This is a genomic window from Rhodopirellula sp. SH410 (genome assembly GCF_055811895.1).
Window position 1 is genome coordinate 6,898,335 of the sequence record NZ_CM147949.1, and the last position, 25,842, is coordinate 6,924,176.

General features: G+C 58.7%; 22 protein-coding genes. 8 read left to right on the plus strand and 14 right to left on the minus strand.

What is annotated here, in order from left to right:
• The first annotated feature begins 138 nt into the window (after positions 1–138).
• Positions 139–648 carry an FxsA family protein gene (locus SH410x_RS25150; RefSeq protein ID WP_473671862.1) on the plus strand — a complete coding sequence of 170 codons (510 nt, stop codon included), beginning with the start codon at positions 139–141 and terminating at the stop codon, positions 646–648.
• 90 nt (positions 649–738) lie between these two features.
• On the opposite strand, the gene SH410x_RS25155 is transcribed toward SH410x_RS25150, so the two are convergent.
• From SH410x_RS25155 to SH410x_RS25185, 7 genes are all read right to left on the minus strand, one after another.
• Positions 739–1,356 (minus strand): hypothetical protein, encoded by a 618-nt coding sequence (locus SH410x_RS25155; RefSeq protein ID WP_473671864.1) that lies wholly within the window; start codon positions 1,354–1,356, stop codon positions 739–741.
• Between the two features lie 274 nt (positions 1,357–1,630).
• Positions 1,631–2,095 (minus strand): NINE protein, encoded by a 465-nt coding sequence (locus SH410x_RS25160; protein ID WP_473671866.1) that lies wholly within the window; start codon positions 2,093–2,095, stop codon positions 1,631–1,633.
• A 163-nt stretch (positions 2,096–2,258) separates the two neighbouring features.
• A complete protein-coding gene (leuD, locus tag SH410x_RS25165; protein ID WP_473671868.1) occupies positions 2,259–2,852 on the minus strand; it encodes a 3-isopropylmalate dehydratase small subunit in 594 nt (197 codons plus the stop codon).
• A gap of 129 nt (positions 2,853–2,981) precedes the next feature.
• The gene (gene leuC, locus SH410x_RS25170; RefSeq protein WP_473671870.1) at positions 2,982–4,442 is read right to left on the minus strand and encodes a 3-isopropylmalate dehydratase large subunit; all 1,461 of its coding nucleotides are present in this window, start codon (positions 4,440–4,442) and stop codon (positions 2,982–2,984) included.
• A 199-nt stretch (positions 4,443–4,641) separates the two neighbouring features.
• On the minus strand, positions 4,642–4,842 hold the full coding sequence (locus tag SH410x_RS25175; RefSeq protein ID WP_473671871.1) for a hypothetical protein: 201 nt from the start codon (positions 4,840–4,842) through the stop codon (positions 4,642–4,644).
• A gap of 89 nt (positions 4,843–4,931) precedes the next feature.
• A complete protein-coding gene (glmS, locus tag SH410x_RS25180) occupies positions 4,932–6,785 on the minus strand; it encodes a glutamine--fructose-6-phosphate transaminase (isomerizing) (RefSeq protein WP_473671873.1) in 1,854 nt (617 codons plus the stop codon).
• Positions 6,786–6,990: 205 nt separating this feature from the next.
• Entirely contained in the window at positions 6,991–8,823 is a 1,833-nt protein-coding gene (locus SH410x_RS25185) for a hypothetical protein (RefSeq protein WP_473671875.1), read from the minus strand.
• 483 nt (positions 8,824–9,306) lie between these two features.
• On the opposite strand from SH410x_RS25185, the gene SH410x_RS25190 reads away from it, so the two are divergent.
• On the plus strand, positions 9,307–10,524 hold the full coding sequence (locus tag SH410x_RS25190) for a L,D-transpeptidase family protein (protein ID WP_473677397.1): 1,218 nt from the start codon (positions 9,307–9,309) through the stop codon (positions 10,522–10,524).
• A 158-nt stretch (positions 10,525–10,682) separates the two neighbouring features.
• Complete coding sequence (locus SH410x_RS25195) at positions 10,683–12,113, plus strand: hypothetical protein (protein ID WP_473671877.1); 1,431 nt, start codon at positions 10,683–10,685, stop codon at positions 12,111–12,113.
• Positions 12,114–12,231: 118 nt separating this feature from the next.
• On the opposite strand, the gene SH410x_RS25200 is transcribed toward SH410x_RS25195, so the two are convergent.
• The 3 genes from SH410x_RS25200 to SH410x_RS25210 all read right to left on the minus strand — a co-directional run bounded on the left by SH410x_RS25200 (position 12,232) and on the right by SH410x_RS25210 (position 14,926).
• Positions 12,232–13,329: a serine/threonine protein kinase gene (locus tag SH410x_RS25200; protein WP_473671879.1), complete on the minus strand. Its 1,098-nt coding sequence runs from the start codon at positions 13,327–13,329 to the stop codon at positions 12,232–12,234.
• Between the two features lie 18 nt (positions 13,330–13,347).
• A complete protein-coding gene (rplU, locus tag SH410x_RS25205) occupies positions 13,348–13,662 on the minus strand; it encodes a 50S ribosomal protein L21 (RefSeq protein ID WP_146406158.1) in 315 nt (104 codons plus the stop codon).
• Positions 13,663–14,152: 490 nt separating this feature from the next.
• Positions 14,153–14,926, minus strand: a complete 774-nt coding sequence (locus tag SH410x_RS25210) for a gamma-glutamyl-gamma-aminobutyrate hydrolase family protein (RefSeq protein ID WP_473671881.1) — start codon at positions 14,924–14,926, stop codon at positions 14,153–14,155.
• Positions 14,927–15,703: 777 nt separating this feature from the next.
• Between SH410x_RS25210 and SH410x_RS25215 the strand changes: the two genes are divergently transcribed.
• From SH410x_RS25215 to SH410x_RS25230, 4 genes are all read left to right on the plus strand, one after another.
• Complete coding sequence (locus SH410x_RS25215) at positions 15,704–16,189, plus strand: ExbD/TolR family protein (RefSeq protein ID WP_473671883.1); 486 nt, start codon at positions 15,704–15,706, stop codon at positions 16,187–16,189.
• Complete coding sequence (locus tag SH410x_RS25220) at positions 16,186–16,653, plus strand: biopolymer transporter ExbD (protein ID WP_473671885.1); 468 nt, start codon at positions 16,186–16,188, stop codon at positions 16,651–16,653. The genes SH410x_RS25215 and SH410x_RS25220 overlap by 4 nt, the downstream gene beginning before the upstream one ends.
• A gap of 251 nt (positions 16,654–16,904) precedes the next feature.
• Positions 16,905–17,990: a formylglycine-generating enzyme family protein gene (locus SH410x_RS25225; RefSeq protein WP_473671887.1), complete on the plus strand. Its 1,086-nt coding sequence runs from the start codon at positions 16,905–16,907 to the stop codon at positions 17,988–17,990.
• Positions 17,991–18,052: 62 nt separating this feature from the next.
• Positions 18,053–19,435: a Gfo/Idh/MocA family protein gene (locus SH410x_RS25230; RefSeq protein WP_473671889.1), complete on the plus strand. Its 1,383-nt coding sequence runs from the start codon at positions 18,053–18,055 to the stop codon at positions 19,433–19,435.
• A 109-nt stretch (positions 19,436–19,544) separates the two neighbouring features.
• On the opposite strand, the gene SH410x_RS25235 is transcribed toward SH410x_RS25230, so the two are convergent.
• Together SH410x_RS25235 and SH410x_RS25240 are read right to left on the minus strand one after the other, a co-directional pair.
• On the minus strand, positions 19,545–20,711 hold the full coding sequence (locus SH410x_RS25235) for an A/G-specific adenine glycosylase (protein ID WP_473671890.1): 1,167 nt from the start codon (positions 20,709–20,711) through the stop codon (positions 19,545–19,547).
• Entirely contained in the window at positions 20,708–21,928 is a 1,221-nt protein-coding gene (locus tag SH410x_RS25240) for a PDZ domain-containing protein (protein ID WP_473671892.1), read from the minus strand. The genes SH410x_RS25235 and SH410x_RS25240 overlap by 4 nt, the downstream gene beginning before the upstream one ends.
• A gap of 161 nt (positions 21,929–22,089) precedes the next feature.
• On the opposite strand from SH410x_RS25240, the gene SH410x_RS25245 reads away from it, so the two are divergent.
• Entirely contained in the window at positions 22,090–23,613 is a 1,524-nt protein-coding gene (locus tag SH410x_RS25245; RefSeq protein ID WP_473671894.1) for an ammonium transporter, read from the plus strand.
• A gap of 29 nt (positions 23,614–23,642) precedes the next feature.
• Here SH410x_RS25245 and SH410x_RS25250 read toward each other — a convergent pair whose 3' ends face one another.
• Together SH410x_RS25250 and SH410x_RS25255 are read right to left on the minus strand one after the other, a co-directional pair.
• The gene (locus SH410x_RS25250; RefSeq protein ID WP_473671896.1) at positions 23,643–24,326 is read right to left on the minus strand and encodes a glycosyltransferase family 25 protein; all 684 of its coding nucleotides are present in this window, start codon (positions 24,324–24,326) and stop codon (positions 23,643–23,645) included.
• A gap of 123 nt (positions 24,327–24,449) precedes the next feature.
• Positions 24,450–25,817: a glycosyltransferase gene (locus SH410x_RS25255; RefSeq protein WP_473671898.1), complete on the minus strand. Its 1,368-nt coding sequence runs from the start codon at positions 25,815–25,817 to the stop codon at positions 24,450–24,452.
• Positions 25,818–25,842 lie beyond the last annotated feature (25 nt).

Genomic DNA, 25,842 nt, shown 5'->3' on the forward strand with positions numbered 1-25,842 from the left:
TTGGAACGGCATTCGCGTCCTCAGGGTGATTGACGTCATTTGACGAGCCGGAATGCCAGGCTGGCAGGCTGGCAGGCCGCCAGCGGCATTTGCGTTCTGTCTGTCCGACGGTGTCGAGCACTCATGCAAGGTTCAATCATGTTAATTCGCCTCTTTGCCCTATTCATTTGCGTCCCGTTCATCGAGCTCATATTGCTGCTGCGGATGGCGGACGCGACCAGTTGGCTGACCACGCTGACGATTGTGATCGTGACGGGCGTGATCGGCTCGCTTCTGGCCCGCCGTGAAGGCTTGGCCGCGCTGATACGATTCCGGGAGGCCCTCGCCTCCGGACGGATGCCGGGGCGTGAAATCCAAGATGGCATGATGATCGCATTCGCCGCGGCGCTCCTGCTCACCCCGGGACTGCTAACCGATTCCCTTGGATTTTTCATGCTGACACCATTCGGCCGCCGGACCGTGGGCAGTTTTCTGCGGCGACGCTACGCCGGCAGATTTCAGATCCACACGTCAGGTTTTCAGCCGCAACCACCGCCGCAGGTGGATCCCGATTTGGACAGCGCTGATTGGTCGCCCACCAACTCAAGGGGAGATCGATTCACCATCGACTCACCGAGTTTCGGGCCGAAGCAACGCCAACCGCACTAAACACCTGCGGATCCGTTCGTAGATAGAACTCAGAAATGAGGGATCATCCGGCGGAAGCGTGCGGACTCCCCGCCGTGAATGGTCGCCGAGTCAGGCAGCTCGGCGGAACTGCGGGCACTGCCCACGGTATTGATCTGTCAGATCCGCAAGAATCGCCGCCAACATGCTGGAGATCAAACGATTGGACTTGCCCCAATCGTACCACTGTCCCGAAATGATCGTATTGAGAGTGATTTCGCAGTGTGATGGGCAACTTTCAACCAAAATAATCAGCCGGCCTCGATTGGTAATCAAGCCGGATGGAATCTCGGTGCTCAGCGAACATTTATCAGGTGCTTGATGCACTTCATCAATCACCAAGGAATGGGATGCGATCGTGCAAAGCGTCGCTAACATCAACCGCCCCGGCGCTGCGTCATAGCTGCACTGGGCCTGGCGGTCGGTCTTGATTCCCAATTTATCGTAGAGTGGCAGAATCGCTTTGGTGAACTTGGCCAGCGAAAAACCGATGGGCGATACCGCATCGAAAACTTCTAAGATGTCCTCGCCAGTCACGCTTGGCCCCGCCGCACGCGAGGCCGCAGCGATTCGCTGCCGCACATGGGCGTGGTTCAGAATCGTCTCGTAATGAATCGAATCCGTCCACCCAACCTCACAGTCGAGATCCGTCAGTTCGATGATGTCACTCGCCGCCATTGGTGAGCTCACGCCGGACCTGTCGCCCGATGGCACTGGCGTTGGAACTGGCTGGCTTGAAACGGGAGACTGGCTCTGCCCGCAGGAAGCGCAGAACTTCCCCACGCCAGCGGCGCCGCAATGAATGCAATACATTGGGATCCGTTCCCATTCGCAGAATAGAAGATTAACCTGAGAGTACCGCGCGAAAATACAGCGTGCGGAGGTGACGCGGCAAGATCAGAGTTTACGATTGTCGCATCATGCATCACCGTTCCGTCACAGGCGATCCATTCCGCCGCGGCCCTTAGGAGAACTTGATTTGGTCGTTGAGCGTGCAGATATCGTACACGTAACCGATCCCAAACAACCCGCCGGTCAACAGGTACACCAATCCGGTTACGAATTTCCCCATGTAAAACCGATGGGCGCCGAAAATCCCGAGGAAAACCAACAATACCCAGGCGAGGCTGTAGTCGGTTTCCCGTTGCGGATAGCGAGCGCTAGCCTCCTCGGACATGGCGGGGATCAGGAACACGTCCACGATCCAGCCGACCAGTAGCAGACCGCCGGTGAAGAACCACAGCGCCCCGGTCAGCGGTTTGCCATAGTAGAAGCGATGGGCACCGGTAAAACCAATGATCCAGAACACATATCCCAGCAGGACCGGGTGAGTGGGTTGGAAAAACACCGCACCCTGCTCACCGGCGGGATGAAAATCGCCGTGCGTCGCAGGATGGGGGCCGTCTGATGTGCGTTCGTAGGTAGACATGGAGGTTCTGCAAGCGAGTGGTCGAGACCGGAGGGGACAAGCGTCCTAACCAGATAGGCCAAGATTGAAGCCAACCAGGGCGGAATTTCTGGCACCCGATTGGTGGACGCTCACCTGAACACGCAGATCACATGCCAATTGTCGCTCGCCTCTCCACGCGACGCTACGACGCCATTTTGGCTTCGTAGGCCGTGATTTTGTCTTCGTACTGCAGCGTTTGAGCGATATCGTCGAGACCATGCAGTAGCTTCTCACGGCGGCTCGCGTCGACCTCGAAGGATCGCTCGAAGCCCTGACCATCCGAAACCGTTTGGTTCTCCAAATTCACGGTGAGCTGATAGGGATTGCCCTTAGCCGCCCGCTGGAACAGCTCTTCGACATCGGCTTCGCTGAGCACGATCGGCAGCAGACCGTTCTTGAACGCGTTGTTGTAGAAGATATCCGCAAACGAGGGTGCGATGATCGCGCGAAATCCATAATCGTCCAGCGCCCAAACAGCATGCTCACGGCTGCTGCCACTTCCAAAGTTCTGGCGTGAGACCAAGACCGAGGCGCCTTTGACATTGACGCGATTGAGCTCGAAATCCGGATTCTCAGTCGTCCCATCATCGAGAAAACGCCAATCGAAAAAGAGGAACTGGCCGAACCCAGTCCGCTCAATGCGTTTCAGAAATTGTTTTGGGATGATCGCGTCGGTATCGACGTTGGCACGGTCCAGCGTCGCGACAACGCCTTGATGAATGGTGAAATGTTGCATCAAAAAGAGTTCAGGTAGAAAAAGGGTTCAGATAGAACAAGGATTTAGAAAAGCGGCGAGTTCAGGAGGCCAGCGGTGGCTTCATGGTTGCTCTGAACCCTGAACCCTTCGCTCTCCTGAGCCCTCGTTTTAGTTTTTGTAATCCCAGTCGCGGATATCCACGAAGTGGCCTTTGATGGCGGCAGCGGCGGCCATCGCGGGGCTGACCAAATGCGTCCGTCCGCCCTTACCTTGCCGGCCTTCAAAGTTGCGGTTGCTCGTGCTGGCACAACGTTCCCCCGGTGCGAGCTTGTCAGGGTTCATCGCCAGACACATGCTGCATCCGGCCTCACGCCAATCCAGACCGGCGTCGATAAAGATTTGATCGAGGCCTTCCTGCTCGGCTTGAGACTTGACCCGCCCGCTGCCTGGGACGATCATCGCACTGACATCACTACTGCAGCGATGCCCTTTGACAACGGCGGCGGCGGCACGCAAATCTTCGATGCGGGCGTTGGTACAGGAGCCGATGAAGACCCGATTGATATTAATATCAGTGATCGGCGTGCCTGCTTTGAGATCCATGTATTGCAGCGACAATGCCGTTGTTTTCTGATCGCCTGCGTCGGACGAGTCGGCCGGATCGGGAACGCGACCGTCCACACTGACGACTTGACCGGGGTTGGTACCCCAGGTGACCTGCGGCCGAATATCGCTGCCTTGGTAGACGTTGCTGCGATCGTAGCTCGCGCCCGCATCGGTCGGCAGCTTTTTCCACCGCTCGACGGCTGCATCGAAATCCTTCGGGGCTTCGGGACGGCCACGGAGGTAATCGAATGTCGTTTGGTCCGGCGCGATCATGCCCGCCCGAGCACCAGCCTCGATCGACATATTGCAGACCGTCATGCGTTCTTCCATCGACATCGCACGGACACAGTCGCCGGTGAATTCGATCACGTACCCCGTGCCGCCCGCAGTGCCGATCTGGCCGATCAGATACAGAATCATGTCTTTGGCCGTGACGCCACGAGGCAGTTCGCCATCAACGCGGAGTTCAAACGTCTTAGGCTTGAACTGCAGCAGCGTTTGCGTGGCCAAGACGTGCTCGACCTCACTGGTACCAATGCCGAAGGCGAGGGCACCGAATGCACCGTGGGTGGCTGTGTGCGAGTCACCACACACAATGGTCATCCCGGGCTGGGTGTAACCGTTCTCAGGGCCGATCACATGCACGATGCCTTGGCGGACATCGTCGATATCGAACAACTGCACACCGAATTCTTTGCAGTTCTGTCGCAGCGTCTCGATCTGTTTGCGGGCGATCGGATCGGCGATCGGCAGACTGCGGTCGGAGGTCGGCACGTTGTGATCGGGTGTCGCGATCGTTCGCTCGGGTCGACGAACACTGCGCCCATTGATTCGCAGCCCTTCAAACGCCTGCGGGCTGGTTACCTCGTGCACGAGGTGCAGGTCGATGTAGGCAATCGACGCTTCGCCTGCAGGTGCATAGACGACGTGTTCGTCCCAGATTTTATCCAGCAACGTACGGTTGCCGGTCGAGACGGGGGAAGAAGCCGGTACAGGGGCGGCGGCAGCGGATGAGTCAGGCATCTAGCAGCGGATCGTAAACCAGGGTCAGGACGATGAGCGAAAAACATTTCTCGCGAGCTATCGCTCCCACTGTCGGCACTTAGCCCCCAAATGTCAAGTTCCCCCGAATGAAAGCCTGCCTTCACGACATGCCATCCTCCGGATTCTGAACCCACTGATTTTGCTGAATATTGAACCCTCTTTTCCGTCTGGACCCGCTCTATACCGGTTCCTCGATGTATTCGCGGAGGTGCTCACGCTGGCTCGGGACAATCCGAGTGATACTCACTTTGGTTCGACGCAACTCTTCCACTTCACTGAGCAATTGCGATATCAAATCCGCCAATTCGGTGGCGGCATGCTCACCAATATTAACCGTCAGCGCTTTTCGAGAATTAAAACTAAGGCCTCGATTGTCCATAATGCTAGTTTCCGTCGCTAAAAGAAGAGGAAGAGTGTCGGTTTGGAGAAAAATGATAGTCCGTCCCGCTCCCCCCCACAGCGTAAATCCTACTCGACCGTCACACTTTTGGCCAAGTTGCGTGGTTTATCCACGTCGCAACCCCGTAGCACTGCGATGTGGTACGAGAGCAACTGCAGTGGTATGACAGATACAATCGGCTGTAAGAACTCTGGAACTTCGGGAATCATGATCACGTCGTCAGCGATTTTACGAATTTCCGTATCGTCAGAACTGGCGATTGCGATTACGGGTCCTCCCCTCGCCTTTACCTCCTCCATATTGGCTAGAACTTTGTCGTAAGTGGTGCCTCGCGGCATAATAAATACACTGGGAGTCTTAGTGTCTACCAATGCAATCGGCCCGTGCTTCATTTCAGCCGCGGGGTAGCCCTCAGCATGGACATAGCTGATTTCCTTGAGTTTCAAGGCGCCTTCGAGCGCCGTGGGGAAGTTGTAGCGGCGGCCGAGGTAGAGCACATTGGTCGCGGACTGGTATTTCTCAGCGACTTTGCGCACCTCACGGTCGCACGTCAGGGCCTGCTCAATGGTGGCTGGCAAACGGCGCAGATCCTCGATGATCTGCTGGCCAGTCTCGAAACTCATGTGCCGCATCCGCCCGAAGTACAGCGCCAGCATCACCAGCACGCAGCACTGGCTCGTGAACGCCTTCGTACTCGCCACGCCGATCTCGGGGCCTGCATGTAAGTACACTCCGCCATCGGACGCTTGCGCGATCGAACTGCCCACGACGTTGCAAATCGCCAAGGTGCGGTGCCCCTTGCGCTTCGTTTCATTAAGGGCTGCGAGCGTGTCCGCGGTCTCGCCGCTCTGCGTGATCCCGAAGACGAGCGTGTTGTTCTCGATCGGCGGGTTGCGGTACCGCAGCTCACTGGCGTACTCCACGCAAACTGGAATTCGCGAGAGTTCCTCGATCAGGTATTCGCCCACGAGGGCCGAGTGCCAGCTCGTCCCACAGCCGGTCAGAATAATTCGCTCGACGCTGCGAAGCTGCTGAGGAGTTAGGTTCAAACCGCCGAAGACGGCCGTAGCGTCTTGGTCGTTCAGCCGCCCCCGCATGGCGTTTCGCAACGCATCGGGCTGCTCATAGATCTCCTTGAGCATGTAGTGATCGTAGCCATTCATGCTCACATCGCCGGACTCGGCTTCGAGCGGCTGGATATTCACGCGCACCTTGCCGCTGTCGCGATGCAGGACCGAAAATCCGTCCGCAGTGAGCACCGCGAGCTGGTGGTCGGCGAGATACACGATGCGGTCGGCGCGGCCGGCGATCGGCGACGCGTCGCTGGCGAGAAAATACTCACCGCGCCCCACACCGATGACCAGCGGGCTGCCGAACCGGGCGGCGATCATGAACCCGGGCTTATTGCGAAAAACGATCCCCAAACCATAGGTGCCACGGAGCTGAGCGATCGCCCATTGCACCGCCGTGACGTACCGGGCATGCGGTTGGCCGTCGACCGGCGGGGTGTTGGCGAGGCCTTCGGCGATCAGATGGGCGATGACTTCCGAATCGGTAGCCGAATGGAATTGATACCCCTTTTCGATCAGCCCCTCCTTGAGGACTTGGTAATTTTCGATCACCCCGTTATGAACCAACACAACCTCACCATCGCCACCGATGTGCGGATGGGCGTTGGCCTCGGTCGCAGGCCCGTGGGTGGCCCAACGCGTGTGGCCGAGACCGAGTGTCCCGGCGGGCGGTTCGCCTAAGCGGTCGGCCAGCGACTGAATGCGCCCAACCGACCGGGTGACGTGAATCTTGTCCTCGCAGACAATCGCTACCCCCGAACTGTCGTAACCCCGATACTCAAGTCGGCGGAGCCCCTCGACGAGAAAATCGGCCGCGTCATCACCACCAACATACCCAACAATTCCACACATCGTACTGATTCAGCTTTCATGCCGGCGGCGGCAATTGCGTGGTTGCCACCCAAATCGCGTGGTTGCCACCCAGAGTCAAGAAAAGAAAACGCGAAATACTTAGACCTTGAGAATATCGCGTGCGCACGGTTTCGCAACTCGAACGCTTCGCGTCAAGTGCTAACGATCGGGTCCACGCCCGGAGCTGATGAGGTTAGGCCTGGACCTAAATTTGGCGGGCGAAGGTTGGGTTCCACTGCACGCGGTGTGTGATCGGGCGGACCGTGGACGCCGCTGGGGTGCGGGTCTGCCAGCCAGTCTGAAGAGCATCGAGTTCCGGGATTTCGACTGGATCACTGTCTTGCGGGTCGGGCAACGTCTGAGGGGCATCACTGTCCTCAAACATCTCCTTCAATTGTTGGTCGGCACTGCCTTGGGAGGTGCCTTGATCGCCCCCCGTCTCGCTCTGCGGCGCGTCGATTTCGACACGCCCCATTCGGGATAGCGGTTGATCGTCATCATTTTGAGCGGGGCCCTCTAGCACCGACTCGCCATCGTCGGGGCTGACCCGGTTTCGCTGCACCGAATCGCTCGGTTGCGTCACCGTCGCCGAGGAACTCGGGTACTCGATGGTCGATTCGATGACCGGCGAGAAGGACGAGTAACCGCTGCTGATCGCAGAGCTGAAGGGGTCCACATAGGACAGCGGCAATCGCTCGACGACTTGGCGTGGCACCATTCTCTGCACTGTATACGGCTCGTACTTGGGAACCGTGACAGGCCGCAGAACCGTTCGCCGCACCTCTTCCTGCTCGTAGTACCGGACCGTCACCGGCTCGCTCTTGGTTTCATAGACCATGCGAGTGCTCTGCACAGGGACCTTGCGGACACGTTGCTCAGCAACCCAGCGTTGGTGCTGGACAGGAACTTTTCGCGTCGTTGTCTCGGTTACCGGCCGGCGAATGGTGTAGGGGATCTTGCGGACCGTGGTCTCGGGGACCATGCGAGTCTTCTGCACGGGGATGTTCTGGGTGACCACTTCGGACTGCATCCGTTGCACTTGAACGGGCACATTCTGGGTGACCACTTCCGACTGCATCCGGGTGACCTGCACCGGACGCTGGACCTGGTGCGATTCGGGAACGTAGGACGTCTGAGAGATATCCTGGGTGATGTAGTTGGGGCGGTAGACCATCTGGGTCTGTGCGACGGGTGGCGTGACGGTCTGAGCCATCACGGGTGCGCCTTGGACGCGTGCAAAAATCCCCAGTGGGCCAGGAACCGCATAGGCACGTGGGTTCCACGCCATTGTGTTTTGTACCGAACCGGGAGTTACAGTCGTCTGCGGCACATAGCCACCCGCATCAACGGTTTGCTGCTGCACGGTGGTCACGGGCCGGTAGGAAGTGACCGTTTCATTCTGATACTGAGTTTCGACGACGGGCCGCTGCACGGTGTACTGGCGTTGGTACATCTGCGTTTCAGTCACCGGCCGCTGCACGGTGTATTGCTGCTGATACATCTGCGTTTCGGTGACCGGTCGATAGGTCGTCACCTTCTCTTCTCGCTCTGCGGTCTCGTCAACATAACGGGTCTGCGTGACCGTTTCGTCGCGGTAGGACGTTTCGGTGACCGGCCGATAGATGGTGTAGCGTTCTTCGCGGTAACTCGTTTCAGTCACCGGGCGCGCGACCTTGTAGGAGCGTTCCTCGGTCCGCGTCTTGAGCACCGGCCGGAAACTGGTGACCTCTTCTTCGACCATTTTGGTCTCGTAGGTCACCCGCAATCGCTCCACCGTCTCGGGCTGCATCACCGTTTCACATTCGAGACGGTAGGCAGGCTGGAAACAACAGGCATCTTGCGCATTTACCGCTGAAATACCCGTCGTCAATAACGACGCGAGTATCGCCGCACTGCTGGAACGATTGAAAATGGAGCCGAGAAATTGGTTTCGCATGATGTTCATGACCGTCAGTTTCGTTGTGTTGCTTGATGAAGCCATCGTGGACAATAGCAATTGGACTGGCAGGTCAATCTTTTCCCCGAGTGATGGCAACATGCCATCGGTTCGATTATTCGATCAACACCCCGTCCAGGGAAATCCATTGGTGCTGCAGCAGGCTGCAAAAGTCGCTGCTGAAATGGATGCCGTCTCAAAGGAATGTCCCTGCTATACAAGCCTAGGCAAGACTTGAGGGAATTGTGGAAAAAACCCTGAAAAAAGAGGACTTTTACACGCCCCCTAGCGGGACAGTTTCACCAGTTTACCGAACCCGTTTCCCAGTCGCCACAAACGTTGCATTTTTGCATCATTCTGAAAATCGATGATTTGGACTGGAAGCCTACCACGGGAATCCGTTAAGCCTGGGGCGACGAAGCGGGCCCGTATGGATTGTGGCGCTACCGCTGATTCGTTTCCACGCACATCTGTTCACCTGTCTCTTCCTGCTGATTCGTTCGGCATCTCGGGGCAGGGGACATTCACCGGCAGGGAGAGACCGCCGTGCAAACGCTCAAAACATCCGCCATCGTCGTACTCATGATGACAGTGCTCTATGGCGCCTATGTATCGATGACGACACCGCCCGATGCATTGCCCCCGGGCCTGCAGTCGTTACTCGTGGAGTCCGAGGACGGCGAGTTCAGCGATGGACTGCCCGCCGATTTCGCCGACTTTGGCATCGAGACGGGGACCGCAGAGAACGCCGGGGAAATGTCCATGGCAACGGATATGCTGAGCTCTCCTGGGCCTGAAAAGGACTCGGCAATGAGTTTTGGCGAGACGGACCCCTCATTTGGCAGTGAACCGACGGCGCTCGGTGAACCCCCTTCGTTCCAGTTCAGTGATGTCGACGCCGAACTGCCGCCTGCGGCCAGTCGCCTACCGGCGGTTCCCGAAGGCACAAGTGTTGCAATTTCGCCTGAACCAGGGCGTGAATACCCTTCAACCGGTTCGGATTTCAGCCTGCCCGACCCAGCCGAAACCGCGGAACTGGAATCGCCGCTAACCGCTAGCGAACCGGCTTCGACGGATACCCCCACGGATGCGGAATCAGACGTTGCCGCCGCGGGCCTCGCCAACGCCGTCGCCACAGCAGATCGCCAGTATCAAGAGGACCGACGCCGCGAAGCGCTAGCCACGCTGAGCCTCTTTTACGAAACCCCCAATCTGACGGCCGAGCAGCGTGAGCAACTGCTCAGCCGCCTCGACCCGCTCGCTCGCGACGTGATTTATTCATCCGAGCACCTGCTCGAAGAACCGCACCGCGTCGGCGCCAATGAAACACTCATGGACGTCGCGAAGAAGTACGATGTCCCCTGGCAGTTGCTCGCCAACATCAACGGAATTAGCGATCCGATTACGGTGCTGCCGGGGACCGACCTCAAGGTGGTCCGCGGCCCGTTCCGCGCCGACATTGACCTGACCAATCACGAGATGACCTTGTTCCTCGGTGATCTCTATGCGGGTCGTTTTCCAGTCGGAATCGGCAACGACCCTGCCCCCCGTGCAGGCAGCTACACGATCCAGGAAAAGAAGTCAGCCAAGACCTATTACGACATGTCAGGCACGCCAGTGCCCCCGGGAAATCCGCGTAATCCGTACGGATCGATGTGGATCGACTTGGGACAAGGTATCAGCGTCCACGGCAGCCCCGTGGCAGAAAACGCGACCGACCAAGGCTGCATCAGCATCGCGGGCAATTATTCGCGGGACGTGTTTGGGATCCTTTCCGAAGGCTCATCGGTAACGATCCGCTGATTGCCCTCGAAGCCGACACGCACCAGCGGCCAGCCGGCCGTGGCCGGTGCTGCAGGGCACGTGGCTCACCAATTCCATGCCACTGAGTCGCTGATCGGTTAGAATTGCGTGGAAGTGTTGCTCGCGACTTCCCCACGCTTCCTCCCCAAGTCGACCCCATGATCACCTGCGCCTTGTCCGCCCTGCAGCCAGCACCGTGGGCTATTCCGCCGTGGCTCCGCGGCTTGGCCGCCCTGAGCATCATCACGCTACTGCCGCCTGCGAATAATCGCGTCCAGGGCGACGAAACCGGGGCGCCATCGAGGCCGCAGAGTTCGCCCGCGGAGACGGCCCCCAACCTCGCCCAAGAGGTACCGATATGGGTGGCGGAGCTGGATGCATCAACCTCGCAAATCCGGCGTGAGGCGGAGCAGCGCCTGCTCGCTGCGGGCCCCGAGGCGAGCGAGTACATCCCCGTGACCCTGGACGACCTCTCGCTCGATGCCCGCGAGCGGATGGAGCGAATCAAAGCCCAGTGGCGACAGATGAAGACTCGCGTCGAGACGGAAACGACGGCCGTCAAAATGCAAGACGCACGCACGCTCGGTGCCGCCCTCGACGCGATCAGCCTTGCCAGCGGCGTGGAATTCGATCTCGAATCAGCGGGCCCAGGCATCGATCGAGGGCAGGCGATTCGCCCGCCCGGGACCCCGCTGGGCTTCTGGCAGGCGCTCGATCTCGTGCTCGACCAAGCGGACCTCGATATCAATTTCTACGCGGGCGACAGGACTCGGTTGGCGATCGTGCCCCGCCGCCTGGGACGCACCTCGCGCGCCGATTCGGCAGCCTACGCGGGCATCTATCGCCTCGAGCCCACGATCGTGACGGCGCGACGCGTACTGGGCGATGCCACACAGAGCAGCCTGAATCTGACGATGTCCATCTCCTGGCAGCCCAACCGCACCCCCATCGGCTTGAGCATTCCGATCGCTGAACTCCGCGGCAAACTCGACAACGGGGACGACCTCCGCCCCCAGGCCTCTGGTGACCGCATTGATATCGCCACCTCGGGCGAGATCGCCGAGAGCCAGTTCTATCTGCCGATGCAATTGCCTCACCGGCGACTCGAACTCCAAGCCGACGCTGCCGCTGACAACCAATCCGACGCACAGGAAATCACTCGCGTCTCAGGCCAAGTCACCGCACTGATCCCGGGCACACGAAAGCAATTCGAACTGGCCATCGGGGACGTCGCCCCGTCGCAAACCCATGACGCGATGACCGTCAGCATCGAGGCCGTTCGAGATGCCTCGCCCCTAAGCGAAATTCGCGTGGGCGTGGAACTCTTTGGAGCCGGCCGGGCCCTGGAGAGCCATCGGCAGTGGATCTTTGAGAACGAGGTCTACGTGCTCATGCCCGACGGAACTCGCAAGGAACATCTCGGTTATGAGGTCTATCGACAAACCGAATCGGGCGTCGGGATCGGCTACCTCTTCGACCTCGGTGGCGTGGGAGCACCTCCGGCTGGCGCCAAGCTGATCTATGACTCGCCCACATCGGTCCGCCGAAGCGAAGTGCCCTTTGTGATCAACGGGATTCCGCTGCCCTAGGAAGCTGTCGATGGAGCCGGAGTTCGCCCGGCAATCGTGAACCGAATGTCCCGAGGCACCCGGTAACGCGGGCCACCCGGCCGCTCATGCGACCCGGCTCACGCGACCAACTCGCCCGCTAGCCAAACAATGCCACGATGCCGAGAACCAGGATCAGCAACACTGCGATCATGACGAGTTTCCAGACCGGAATCGCCGCTCGCGGCTCGCGCTGCTGTCGAGATCGAATCTGCTGCTCGAGCATCTCACGCCCCTTGCCCGTGACACTCTCGGCGGCCACATCGTGGGGCTGTGGTGCAAGCTCACCCTTGATCTGCGCCGCCTCGAGGTGCGGCTCGCAATTAGCGGGCAGCTGGCTCAGCCCATACTTTTCGCCGATCGTCAGCATCACGCCTTGAACGGCGCGGGCGTTGAAGGGACGGTCCTCAGGCCGCTTAGCAAGACACTGGTCGATAATATCGTCCAGTTCAGGCGGCACATCGGGCACGAGCGTGGAAACTCGCGGCGGGGTCATTCGCAAATGCTGCTCGAACAACTGCGCGAAATTCTCCCCGAGGAAGACTTTCTGGCCGCTCAACATTTCGAACATACAACATCCGAGCGCATACAAATCAGCCTTGCCCGAAATCGTCGTGTCGCCGGTGATCTGCTCGGGTGCCATGTAAGCGTGGGTACCGACAGTGAGCCCCTGGTGAGTCAGGTCAGCAGAGTGCTCGTCCCGCGCGATGCCGAAATCACCCAGCTTCACCTGCGCGTCGCGCGTCAGGAACAGGTTCCCTGGCTTGAGATCGCGGTGAATGACACCGTGGTTGTGGGCACACTGGAGTGCCGAACTGACTTGCCGTGCGACATCCACGACAACAGGCCACGAGAGTCGACCCGACTCGACGATCAGGTCTTTGATCGTCCCCCCGTCCACCCTCTGCATCACGTAGAAGAACTTCCCGTCCTCGCTACCACCCCCAAAATACCCAATGACATTGGGATGCTCGAGTCGCTCGAGAATCATCATTTCACGCTGAAAGCGAGCTTGGATCAAGTCATCACTGCTGACGCCGGGGTGCAGTATCTTGATCGCCAGGTCTTGCCCGGCGAGTTCTTCCAAGGATGGTGTCAGCTCGACATCGGCACGCACTCGTCCGTCGTAAATGGTGCCGACAGTGCCGACCCCGAGCACGGTGCCTAATTCAAAATCAGATAGATACAGGCGTGGCATCAGTGGGCCAACGCATGGCTAGACGCCTGCGATCTCTTCGATTCGCACGCGAGTGTTTGGCTGGCGGTGGCCAGTGCGTTTTTTGCTGTGTTTACGGCGACGGAATTTCTGGACGTAGATCTTCTTGTCCATGGACTTGCCGAGGACCGAGGCTGTGATGCTGACACCCTCGAGCGTCGGGGTGCCTAACTTCAGGCCTTCGTCGCCGCCGACGGCCAAAACGGTGCCGAATTGCAGGTTTTCGCCTTCAGCGGTATCGCGGAAATCGACGTCGATTTCCATTCCAGGCTCAACGCGGTATTGGCGTCCACCGTCAACAAAGATGGCATACATAATATAAAATATGGTTCAGGGGTGAGTGATGGGGCGCGAATGCTCGCACAGCGGAGGGCAGATCATAACGAGACCGCCCTCGAAAAACTAGACCTAACGAGACTGAACAGTTATAAAAAAACCGGGGCGCCTTGGCGGGAAGGCGCCCCGGTTTCGCTGTCGACCATGACTTGATGCGTTTGCGAAAAAAATCAAAAAATCCAGCGTCAATCCGGACGCTCGCTCCGACACCCCCTCCGTGGGGCACCTTGTTCGACAGTTGCTCACTACCCTTGCCGAACGAATTCGACGTGGCATCCGTGCATCCGGCTAACGCGTCCATCCATGGTCGCCGCCGAGGTAGTCAACATGTTTTCAATCCAGTGCAAAACCAGATGAGAACACTGCCGAGCGATCGAGTGATTTATTGAGCTTCGTTCGCGAACGTTCTCTCCGTAGTACCTGCAGCGACAAAGTCCCTGCAGTGCTTCGAGTCCTTCATTGCGTAGCGTTATGCGACGAGGTGGAAGTTTTCCGGTTCGGTCTGCTCATCGAAGCGATGGCCGTGCTCACGAACCGCATCGACAAACTCCTCGAAAATTCGGATGTCCAATGCCGAGGCAGCGTCGGATTCGGGATGGAACTGAGTGCCGATTGCGAACCAATCGATCATTTCACTTTCAATGGCCTCGATCACGCCATCGGGACAGCGGGCTGTCACGCGGAATCCTGGTGCAACCTCGTCGATCGACATGTGATGGCGACTGGTGACCCGAATTTCACCGTCACCGTAGACACGGCCGATCAGGGAATCACTGACCACGTCGAGCGTGTGTCGGTGATTAGTGTCTTGCAGGTCGAGGTGCGGCACCGCTGTCGGGAGGTCTTCTTTGATGTGCAGGAACAAATTGCCGCCCTGTTGGACATTGAGCAACTGGTGACCCACTCCGATGCCGAAAACGGGCATGCGACGCTCGGCAATCTCAGCCATCAGCATGCGGTCGCTGAACTCACGCCCTGGATGGAGCGGGCGAACGCTCGGATGCAACATAAAACCGTCATTTCGAGGATCCAAATCGGCTCCGCCGATGAACATGAACCCGTCCACTGCGTCGAGCACGCGGTGAGCGGACTCCTCGTCCACCTGCGGTGGAACGATCACAGGTACTCCCCCTGCCTTGATAATGTTTTGGTAGTAGCCCTCGCCGATATAGGCAAATGCGGGCGTCGTCCGAGCGGCAGCTCGGAAATCAGCATTGATCCCGATCAGGGGTTTGCGTGGCATCTGAAGGTCCTCTTCGATTCGGCAAATATTTGGGAAAAGCCCGTTGCGATTAACCTTGCCGAGTCCCTACAACAGATCGCCACGCCAAGGTGGACACTGCCGATGAAGGGACCCTTTCAGATTGAGTTAAGCCGAATCGTGACACACGCAAGATTTTACTTCCGGGGACGGCCGTCGTGGCCCGCATGCCCATCGTCAAATCTGCCACCTGAGTCTAACCACAAAACGTTAGCGATTCTCACGAACCTCTTCCCCCTGATATCCATCAATTGAGAGCGAGAGAGGAAAACCATCGAACGTTAACATGACTCGTCTTGAGTCACGGTGATTCGATTCGAACCAACCTTTCACATAGGGGGGGATTGGGCGGCGCGGCAAAATGACGCGTCCGACGTGCAGGGAAATTAGAAACCTGGGCATGCAGATGCTAGCGAATTCGACATCTTGCGAAATTGCAGCGAAAAAACACTACAGGTAGTGCTAGCAAATGCGTTTTTTGCTAGCAAAGCAAAAAAATGCGGCGGCTTCACCGGTGCTGGCGCCCGGTCAGCAGGCCGCAATGCAGGCGGTGGAACAGCCGTCGAATTGCAAGCTTGCTACGTTCGCCAGAGCGTGGGGATCCTCGTTTTGGCGAATGCAGCGACTCGCTCGATTCCTTCGCGTTCGCTCAGCTATTCGCTTCTGTAGACGGCTTTGGATGGATTGACCACTCGTTTTCCGGTAACGTTGTCATGACGTACGCATGTCAGCTGTCCACCGGGACGTTCCTGAGTCCATATGAAATCACCGTTCACCAACCGTTCAACATCGCGTCGTGGGACGTCGCGTCGTGGGCAGGATCGGATCTCGATGACACCGATGATCGACATCGTGTTTCTCTTGATCATTTTCTTTCTCGTCTCCAGCCACCTGTCGCGGCAAGAAAACCGGCATCCCGTCACCCTTGCCCAGGCCGATGGTGGTGACTTCGACGATGCCGACGCCGCTCCGCTAACCCTCACGCTCGACTCCTCCGGAAAGTTCTTCTTCGCCAGCGAGCAACTACCGGTAGCGGATCTCCATGATCGCCTCGTCGCCTATCGGCAGCTTCACACCCGGTCGGACCAACCGCCGAGTGTGCGAGTACGGCTGCGCATCGATCGGTCGACACCGTTCGGCGACGTCGAACCGATCCTCAAAGAACTGGCCGAACAGGGCGTGGCGGACGTAGCGATCGTCGTCAGCCCACGAGATTCGACGTCCTCGCAAGCGAGCGCGCCATGAAAGCACCTCACCGACGAAGCGCCGCTGACGATGCCCCCGGCATGACATCGATGATCGACGTGGTCTTTCTATTGCTCGTGTTCTTTGTTTGGACAAGCAGCTTCGACAAACCTGAACGAGACATCGCCAGCCAAATTGCGATGCCCGAAAAGGCGACCAAAGCGGTCCAACCGGAGGGCAATTCCGCAGCACCTCAATCCACGCAAAACGATTCAGAACCACGTCGCGAAGAAGTCGTTGTGCGAATCACCATGGGCCCGCGCGGACCGCGCTACCAACTCGGTGCCGTCGAGGTTGCCACACTCAGCGAACTCCTTCCCAAACTCTCAAGAATTGCCTCCCTGCCGACCAGCACCCTCTTGATCGTGGACCCCGATGACAACGTCAATTTCGCGGACTGTATCGAAGTCTATGACCGCGCGATCGGATTCGGATTCCACCGGGTACTATTCGCCGTCGATTGAACCGCCTGGCTGGTTCGTAGCCTGGGACCATTGTCCCGAGCGACCAAATCGCCCCAACACGAGCCCCTGCCCGGGACAACAAAGATGGGGCCCTGACTTCCCCTCCTGCAGGACGAGAGGAAATCGATGCTCGCCCATCACGTCGCTCCAAACTAGTATATTGAGGTCGAAACCCCCACCGCGGCGTGTCAATGAAAGACTGAAAAATCTTGCACGCCGCTTCCCTTGATACCCTATCCCCACCGAACTCAATGGCTCGTCTCTGCTTCCTCGTTTTTTTGCTGCTTTGTTGGATCGCTGGAGCAGAGACGCTGTTCTCCGATCCGCCGCGTCGCGAAATCGTTTCGAGCGACAATGACGAACTGATTCAAAAAATCCACACGCTCATTGTCGAAACGACGGGCGACGCACCGAAGGTTCCGCTGACGAACTATCGCGAAACGATCCCGGCGACGGGTGCTGAATTCGACATGGTCGCGATCCCCGCGGGCCGCTTCCTGTTCGGGGCTGACGACGCGGACGCGGATGCCGACGAGACGGAGAAACCGTCGGTGGAGGTCAGCATTTCTCCATTCTGGATGGGGCGATGTGAAGTCACATGGGACGAATATGAACCGTTCATGGTCACCCAAGTCGATCGGGAAAAGCACGGCGGTCGCATCGACTTCGATGCGGACGTGCATGCGGTGGTCGATGGCATTAGCCAACCGACGCCCCCGTATACGGAAATGAGTTTCGGGATGGGCCAGTCGGGTTTTCCCGCGATTAGCATGACGCAGCACGCCGCCAACAAATACTGCCAATGGCTGTCCGCCCAGACCGGCCATTTCTATCGTTTACCGACCGAAGCGGAATGGGAATACGCATGCCGCGCCGGCACCACGACGCCCTACTCGTGCGGCGACGAACCGCTGGAAGACTACGCTTGGTACTACGACAACAGCGATGATAAATATCAAAAAGTCGGTACTCGAAAACCAAACCCGTGGGGGCTGCATGACATGCATGGAAACGTTGCTGAATGGGTTGCCGACGCATTCCAGCCGAACCATCAAGCGACCGCCGCGGGCGCACAGAATCCGTTGATCCTTCCCCAAACGCTGTATCCACGTTGCGTGCGAGGCGGCAGCTGGGACGATGACCCGGAAGACTTGCGCAGCACCGCACGCCGTGGAAGTGATTCGAGTTGGAAGGATCAAGATCCTCAATTGCCACGTAGTATGTGGTACCACACCGATGCCCAGTGGCTGGGCTTTCGAGTCGTTCGGCCCCTGACAGTGCCGGATGCCGATACAATGGATGCATTCTGGAATTCAGCGACCGGGTTTAGCGATTGAATTCCGATGCCATCCATTTCAATTTCCATTTCAATTATTTTTAGTCCCATCAGGAATATTCGATGACCAACCCTTTACCCCGAAGACAATTCGTAACGACCACCGCGGCCAGCGCCATGGTCGGCTCGCTTCTTCAATTGACGAGTCATTCGATGGTCCATGGTGAGGAACCGGGTGAGAACGAAATCCGACTCGCGTTGATCGGTTGTGGCGGGCGGGGGACCGGGGCCGCGAACGACGCATTGCACGTCGACAACGCGAAAACGAAGCTGGTCGCGATGGCGGACGTTCAACCGACTCGATTGCAGTCGAGTCTCGATGCACTGACGAACGAGTATGCCGACCGCCCTGAAAAAGTGGACGTTCCCGAAGACCATCGATTCATCGGCTTCGACGGATACAAGAGCGCGATGGACGTCCTACGCCCTGGCGACATCGTGATCCTGACCACGCCGCTGGCGTTTCGAGCGCCGCACTACGCGTATGCGATCGAACGCGGTTTGCACGTGTTCATGGAAAAACCGCTCACCGCCGACGGCCCCACTTCCATCAAGATGGGCGAACTGGCCAAACAAGCCGACGCGAAGAACCTGAAGTGCGGAGTTGGTTTGATGGTCCGGCATTGCCGCGCCCGCCAAGAACTGCACCAACGGATCCAAGATGGTGAAATCGGCGATATCCTCACGATGCGGGCTTATCGGATGCACGGCCCCGTCGCCTCAGCGCACTCCACGGCGAAACCCGATGGCATGTCCGAGGTCCTGTGGCAGATCGAACGATTCCACAGTTTCCTGTGGGCCAGCGGCGGGTTGTTCAGCGACTTCTATATCCACCAAATCGATGAAACATCATGGATGAAAAATGCGTGGCCGGTGAAGGCTCAAGCGATCGGCGGGCGGCATTATCGCGGCGACTATGTCGACCAAAACTTTGATCACTACAGTGTCGAGTATACGTATGATGACGGAGCCAAACTGTTCTTCGGTGGACGCACCATGATGGGCTGCAAGAACGACATGTCCAGCTACGCGCACGGCACAAAGGGATCGGCCATCATCAGCAAATCGGGCCACACGCCTGGGAACGTGGCGATATTTGATGACCAGTTGTTCAAACGCCGAACCGAACGTTGGAAATTCGGAAAACCCGAACCCAACCCATACCGCATGGAGTGGGTCGATTTGGTGGACGCGATCATCAATGATCGTCCCTACAATGAGGTCCATCGCGGCATCGAAGCGAGCCTCGTGACCAACATGGGGCGGATGGCAGCGCACACAGGCCAAGAGATCACGATCGAGCAGATGCGGAATTGCGCGCACGAGTTCGCCCCCAACGTAGCCTCCATGACAGCGGACGGGCCCGCCCCCGTCATGCCCGGTGCAGATGGAAAATACCCGGTACCGCAACCAGGGATCGTGCGTGACACGGAGTACGCCGTCTAGAAAACTCTGATTGAAAGACGATTCAACCGGGCCGGTTCGCCAGAAGCGTAAACCACACGGTGCACCCGAGAAAACCAGACCCTCGCAAGAGGGTCAGCTCGCAAGAGGGTCAGCTCGCTGGCGTGATTAGGTTTTGCTTTTGCATCCGGTCGAGCAACCGGCGGCCGGTGGTACTCATTGGCAGGTGTTTCAATTCATCAGCAGAATGGAACGACCACGGCGCCGGCAACTTCCCGCCGCGGCGAGTCGCGCGATGGGCATGCAGGGTGATGCGATACTTGGTGACGGCATGCTTCATGCTCGTCACCTGGTCGCCGATGGTCAATTGTCCACCGACTTGGGCGGCCAGCCACTGCATGAACTCATCGAGCGTCTGGGCTTCGGGCGGACCGGCTTTGGGGAAATCCCACATGCCGGCGAACCTGGCTCCCGCTGGGATTTGACGCACGAGCCAGCGACCTGCCGCGTCGCCAATCAACGCGGCATATTCGGTTCGCGGTTCGTAGACCGTCTTCGTTGCCTTCACGGGAATCTCGGTTTGCCAACCCCGCGTGTTGGCGACACAACATTTTGCCAGCGGACAGATCAGGCATTTGGGCTCGCGGGGCGTGCAGATCAAAGCACCGAGCTCCATCGCTGCTTGATTGATCGCAGCGGGCCCCCGGTCTCGGTCGGCGGTAGTTTTTTGAGGCAGCAGACCTGCGGCGAATCTCCACAAGACATCCTGCGACGGCCTTTCATCGATGGGCTCGCGCAACCCGATCAGGCGGCTGAATACCCGCAGCGTGTTGCCTTCGAGAATCGGCACAGGTTGATTGGATGAAATCGAAAGAATCGCACCGGCCGTATAGCGTCCAATCCCCGGCAGTTTGATCGCATCGTCGTAGCGAAGTGGAAACTCACCGTCGTGCTCAGCGACAATTTGCTTGGCGGCCGCGTGCATGCTGCGGGCGCGGCGGTAGTAGCCCAGCCCTTCCCACATCCGCATCAGCTCGTTCTCGTCGGCCGCCGCGAGAGTCGCTGCGTCTGGGTACCGTCGGAGGAAGCGTTCGAAATACGGCAGGACCGTCGCGATCTGGGTTTGCTGGCACATGATTTCGCTGACCCACACCCGGTAGGGTGTCGGCAGCCTTCGCCACGGCAAATCCCGGGCGGCTGTGGCGAACCACTCGATCAGTTGCCTGCGCATCCGTGAACGCTGGCGGGTGTCGGGGATCAGTTCAGCGTACGGCAGCGAATCGCAATCGTGTTTGGGTGCAGTGGAAGATCCTCTCACGGCAGATTGAGTTTCCCGAGGTCTGCGGTGGTCTCTCTCGGAACGCCACCACGATGGTAGCGGATTGTGATCGTATCACCGGGCAGGTGGGCGTCGATCGCTTTCTGCAAGTCTTTGAATTTCTTAACCGTCGTGCCATCGATTTCGACAACCACATCGCCCGGTAACAGCCCCGCTCTCTCGGCAGCTTGGCCGGCGACCACTTCTGAGATCAAACAGTCGCTGAAAGTACTGTCACACTTCACGCCCAAGAAGCCACCCTGTTTGAAAATAATCTCCAGGCCGGGGACGGACTGCTGTAAGGTCGCGACTCGGTCCGCAGGGGCCGATGTGCCGTTGAGTGTGAGGGAGACGCGGATCGGCAGCGTTGCGAGCTGATCGATCAACTCGCCATTCATCGGCACGTACCGCAGTTCGAGGCGGCGTAGCTCCTTAATATCGCCCAGCACGGCGAGTTCGGCGGCGTCGATCTCACCGTCTAATAGAACGAGAGTTTTCAGATCGGGCATCTGCACGACCCCCTCTAACACGTCCTTGCGAATGGCCGCGCCTCTGACGCGGACATAGTCGATGCCGTCGATCCATTGCAGCAACGCCAGTGCCGCGGCATCTCCCTCGAACTCATCGTTGACTTCAACGATCCGCCTTTGTTGACTGATCGCACCGATTGTCGACTCGGCAATGCCAATGAACACGCCCGCGTCACCGAGGATTTCGACCGCTTGAGCCCGGCGGACATCTCGGACCTCGCTCGTCGCGACCTTGGCTCGCGTCCCGCGACTGCCCCCGAGCCTGGAAATCCGCAGCAGTTCCTCCCAGGCGCTCTTGCCGGATCGCTCGCCGACGTCGTCAGCGGACACGCTCATTGCCAGCACGGGGGCTCGCGAGGCGATTTCTTGCAGAATGCCGAGCACCCGCTCGGTGATTTCCAGCTCACCTGAATCGAGTTCGGCCACGAGTGGGGCGACCGCCCGTTCCCCGACCCGCGTTAAATTCGCTGTGGCGCGTCTGCGGAGCAGATAGGAATTGCTCGACAGTTCCTTGACCCAACCCTCGATTTCGGCAGGTGAGGCCGCCGCCTCGCCGTCCGCAACCGGCGGGGGCTCGTCACCGTGGGCGGCGGCCATGGGCACCGCATCGCCGCCCAACAGGCACAAGACGGCGAAGCCTGCCAGAGTGAGCGAGATTCGATGCACGAAGTCAGAAGGTGATAACACGAGATTTCGCAGGGGAGGAGGCTGGAGTGCAAACGCTGGTGACGTGGTAGCGGAATCTAGGATCGCTGGGCGTCTGCTCGGGTATCAGCGACCTCGCCACCACACTATTCTAACGCATACTCCTCTCTGGCCAACATCACCTCTAATGCGTCGCTAGGTCCATGATACCGATCTCTCGCCACACCGCCGCCGTTCTCCTATTGGTCACGACGATTGCTGGAGCAAGTGTTCTATCAATTTCGTCGAGTTGGGCGCAAGACGCCACGCTCAGCTCGCCGACGCCGGATTTGATTGCCGATGCACCAGCTTCGGCTGCCGAAAGCGTTCGCGATGAACCTGGAGCGGCGTCCGCGATGGCGGTCAACGATCTCTCCCCCGCGAGTCTCAAACGCGAGGTCGATGCCGCGGCCCTGGCGGGACATAATGCCTGGATGTTGGTGTCGTGTGCCCTCGTCCTATTCATGACGGCCCCTGGCCTGGCGATGTTTTACGGTGGCCTGGTGCGTCGTAAAAATGTGCTCAGCGTGATGATGCAGTGCATTTTCCTGATGGGGTTGATGACCGTGATCTGGGCGCTCTACGGCTACTCATTAGCCTTCGGGGGCAGCGGTGGCTGGATCGGCAATCTTGATTATCTGTTCATGAATGATGTTCAACGGAGTTGGGACGAGGCGGCCGGCGTCGCCCTGACCCCCATGGAAGGCCGCATTCCACGGATGACACACATGCTGTTCCAAGGCATGTTTTTCATCATCACGCCCGCATTGATCTGCGGTGCATTCGCCGAGCGGATGAAATTCAGCGCGATGGTGATTTTTTCGATCCTGTGGGGCACCTTCATCTATTGCCCCCTGTGTCACTGGGTCTGGGACAGCGGCCCATTGGCCTATGGAGCGGGAAGTATCGCCGGAGGTGCCTTGGATTTCGCAGGCGGCACGGTCGTTCACATCAGTAGCGGCATCTCGGCGCTCGTCGCGGCGTTACTGATCGGGCCCCGAATGGGATACCCCAGCGAACCGCTGCAACCCCACAATTTGTCCTACACGGTGCTCGGGGCAGCAATGTTGTGGGTGGGCTGGTTCGGATTCAATGCCGGCAGTGGGCTGTTGTCGGACGAAATGTCCAGTAGCGCATTCATGGTGACCCATTTCTCCGCGGCCGCTGGAGCGGTCGCTTGGGCGGTTGCAGAATGGGTATGGCTCGGCAAACCCACCGTCCTCGGCGCCAGCAGCGGTGCGGTCGCGGGTTTGGTCTGCATCACGCCCGCCGCCGGGTTCGTCCAGGCGATGCCGGCCCTGTTGATGGGTGCCGCCGCGGGATTGATGTGCTTCTATTCATGCTCCCGACTCAAACATATGTTCGGCTACGATGACGCCCTCGACGCGTTCGGCGTGCATGGCGTCGGCGGCACGCTCGGCGCCGTCCTGACGGGCGTCTTCGCCTCCCGCGCCGCAGTCGACGTTAGCGGTGGTGTTCCGATCGGGTTGATCGAATCGGGCGGCAATGTGAGCCTGTTGATTGGGCAGATCGTTGCCGTTCTGATTACCTACCTATTCGCCGGCATCGGCAGCCTCATCTTGCTCAAACTGATCGACGTTGCCGTCGGACTACGTGTCCCAGCCGAGAGCGAGCAACGTGGACTCGACATCACCGATCACGGTGAAGAAGGCTATCAATTTGCCTGATCCGGCCCGAGTACGCACATGGCAGCCCATTAGCCTGAGTTGTTCTCATGCCAATGGAGATCGTCGAGATCGTTCCGTACACTCGGCAGGTTGAAGTCAGGCATGGTCAGTGGCGGGTCGTGTTCGATGACAAAGCTGTCGATGCGGTCGGTCTCGTGGGCCAGCTGAAAATCGATGTCCTCTGTCAGAGGCGTCATGCGGTCAAAGATCGGTTGATTGAGTATATAGCTATAGGTCGAGGGCGTCTCGTTGGGCGGACAACGCACGAGATGCTCGTTAACGACACCAGCCGGGTATTTTGCGGCGCTGAGGTTTTCGTTGTGGTAGGAAAGATGGCAGACATCCCAGGGGAGGCCATCGGGAAAATCGATCGCGGCCAGATATCGAAAGAATTGAGGGTGGATGGTCGCGTCGTCCTCGAAAATAATGACCGGAAGCTCGGATGCATCCCACTTCATTAAATCGAGATGAGAAAGGCCGCACGCGGCAGATCCCCACATATGTCGTAGATCCGTTCTCCATCGGCCTTGCAACACTTCAGGCAGCCCCTGTTCCTGGAACCGATCTCGTTCGGGCGTGTGAGCTTGCACGACGTCAACATTGCGAAACCCAGCGAGGGCAAGATGGGTTTCGATGCGCCGCAGGCGTTCGCGAGCCCGATCGTCGAGCGTGCTGATCACGACCGTGCGGGTATCTCGATCAATGTTCTTCACGGAACAACCTTTCAATCGTGATTAGGAACGAGCGGAAAATTACTGTCTGAAATTGTGGTCGAACGCTCCGCGGTCGACCATTCCGACCGCGGAGCGTTCGACCACTTATTTCCCCCTCGTTCCTTAGTGAACAATTGCCAATTTGGCCAACGACCGTGCGTTGCCATGGGCGGCATAGATCGGGGTTCCGCTGCGGCAGGTGATCCGACCATGGGGCATCACTTGGACTTCGCCCACGGGACGGTCATGAACGCAGTAGTTCCAACCTTCGGCAACCTCAATCCAGCGCTGTGGATTACTGTGGCAGTATAGATTGAAGGCGGTCTGATCCCCCCAGTCTGTCGTGCCGCGAAGTTCGACCGAGTCACGCAGCCGAGCGGCTTCCTTGAAATAACGGTGCATGGCCCCGGCGGTGCCTGCACTGAACCCGCTATTGAGGAATGGTCGCGTTGAAAACAACTCAAAGGCGCGATGACGCATGATTGGGTTTTCGATCGAATGCGTCCAACCAACGATCGCTGCGTTGCCCGGATAACCCCGCGGTTCACGCACCGCAAAAACCTGACCGGGATGCTCCTGCGTCATCTCCCACAGGGGATCCAAACGAGCTTGGATCACCACGTCGCTGGCGTCCCAGTACGCGACGGGCAGGTTTGGGTGCAGGGTCTCGGTGATCTCCGCAAAATCGGCCAAGCGTCTCACCGGAGGCATTTGACCATTGCTCGTACGGTCGATCACACGCACCCCGCGACATGCCGACAACAGTCGCCGTTCACTCGGATACAGGCCATAACCAACGGCAATGACCTCTTGCTCGTTTCCCGACGCCCTCAACATGCGGAGGAATACGTCACGAAAGCGTTGAACATCGCGTCGGTTGAACGCGACGAGAATCTTGGCGTCCGCTGCCTGAGAGGTGCGCCCCGCAGGCGGCGAAACGGGTGTGCGCGACTGGCATGCCAGGGCGGTTTCAGGTTTTGCCATGTGCCGTGCCCTGGCGTCGGGCAAGTATTCGATGCGTGAACCCGCCCGGCGGATGTCTTCGCAACAACATAGACACTCACACTTATTGGCTTCCCAGCGAAACGGGGTCCGCTGAAGTGTCGAGCGACGAAACAAAGTAGCGCCCATCGAGATGTGCGGTGAAGAGCCGTGGCGTGAGCAATCACCTAAATAATCGGCCCCCAATGCGGCATACTCGGGACGCGTTGCGAGCCCGTGATGCAGCCGAGCGATGCAGTCGGGTGCCAGCGCAACGTCATCATCGAGGAACATCAACCAGTCTCCCGATGCTCGCGCGACGCCCTCGTTTCTCGCCCGTACAATCGTCGCAACGCGATGGGCATCATCGCTCATGGGCGTGCCGACCACACGATGATACCGAAGTTGCACGCCGCGCTGCCGATGGAGCGCACCGCTGACCGATTCCGGCAGCTCGCTCTCATCCCGTGTCAGGACAACGACATCAATCGTGGGCAGGTTTTGATTCAAAGCATTGGCTCCCGCTATTTGCTAA

Bases quoted from the DNA above. Each gene is read 5' to 3' on its own strand.
- SH410x_RS25230 (WP_473671889.1), top strand. From the start codon at position 18,053: ATGACCAACCCTTTACCCCGAAGACAATTCGTAACGACCACCGCGGCC.
- glmS (WP_473671873.1), bottom strand. From the start codon at position 6,785: ATGTGTGGAATTGTTGGGTATGTTGGTGGTGATGACGCGGCCGATTTT.
- SH410x_RS25215 (WP_473671883.1), top strand. From the start codon at position 15,704: ATGAAATCACCGTTCACCAACCGTTCAACATCGCGTCGTGGGACGTCG.
- SH410x_RS25175 (WP_473671871.1), bottom strand. From the start codon at position 4,842: ATGGACAATCGAGGCCTTAGTTTTAATTCTCGAAAAGCGCTGACGGTT.
- SH410x_RS25210 (WP_473671881.1), bottom strand. From the start codon at position 14,926: ATGCCACGCAAACCCCTGATCGGGATCAATGCTGATTTCCGAGCTGCC.
- SH410x_RS25190 (WP_473677397.1), top strand. From the start codon at position 9,307: ATGACAGTGCTCTATGGCGCCTATGTATCGATGACGACACCGCCCGAT.
- SH410x_RS25150 (WP_473671862.1), top strand. From the start codon at position 139: ATGTTAATTCGCCTCTTTGCCCTATTCATTTGCGTCCCGTTCATCGAG.
- SH410x_RS25245 (WP_473671894.1), top strand. From the start codon at position 22,090: ATGATACCGATCTCTCGCCACACCGCCGCCGTTCTCCTATTGGTCACG.
- SH410x_RS25225 (WP_473671887.1), top strand. From the start codon at position 16,905: ATGGCTCGTCTCTGCTTCCTCGTTTTTTTGCTGCTTTGTTGGATCGCT.
- SH410x_RS25160 (WP_473671866.1), bottom strand. From the start codon at position 2,095: ATGTCTACCTACGAACGCACATCAGACGGCCCCCATCCTGCGACGCAC.
- SH410x_RS25200 (WP_473671879.1), bottom strand. From the start codon at position 13,329: ATGCCACGCCTGTATCTATCTGATTTTGAATTAGGCACCGTGCTCGGG.
- SH410x_RS25195 (WP_473671877.1), top strand. From the start codon at position 10,683: ATGATCACCTGCGCCTTGTCCGCCCTGCAGCCAGCACCGTGGGCTATT.
- SH410x_RS25185 (WP_473671875.1), bottom strand. From the start codon at position 8,823: ATGTTGCCATCACTCGGGGAAAAGATTGACCTGCCAGTCCAATTGCTA.
- leuC (WP_473671870.1), bottom strand. From the start codon at position 4,442: ATGCCTGACTCATCCGCTGCCGCCGCCCCTGTACCGGCTTCTTCCCCC.
- rplU (WP_146406158.1), bottom strand. From the start codon at position 13,662: ATGTATGCCATCTTTGTTGACGGTGGACGCCAATACCGCGTTGAGCCT.
- SH410x_RS25220 (WP_473671885.1), top strand. From the start codon at position 16,186: ATGAAAGCACCTCACCGACGAAGCGCCGCTGACGATGCCCCCGGCATG.
- leuD (WP_473671868.1), bottom strand. From the start codon at position 2,852: ATGCAACATTTCACCATTCATCAAGGCGTTGTCGCGACGCTGGACCGT.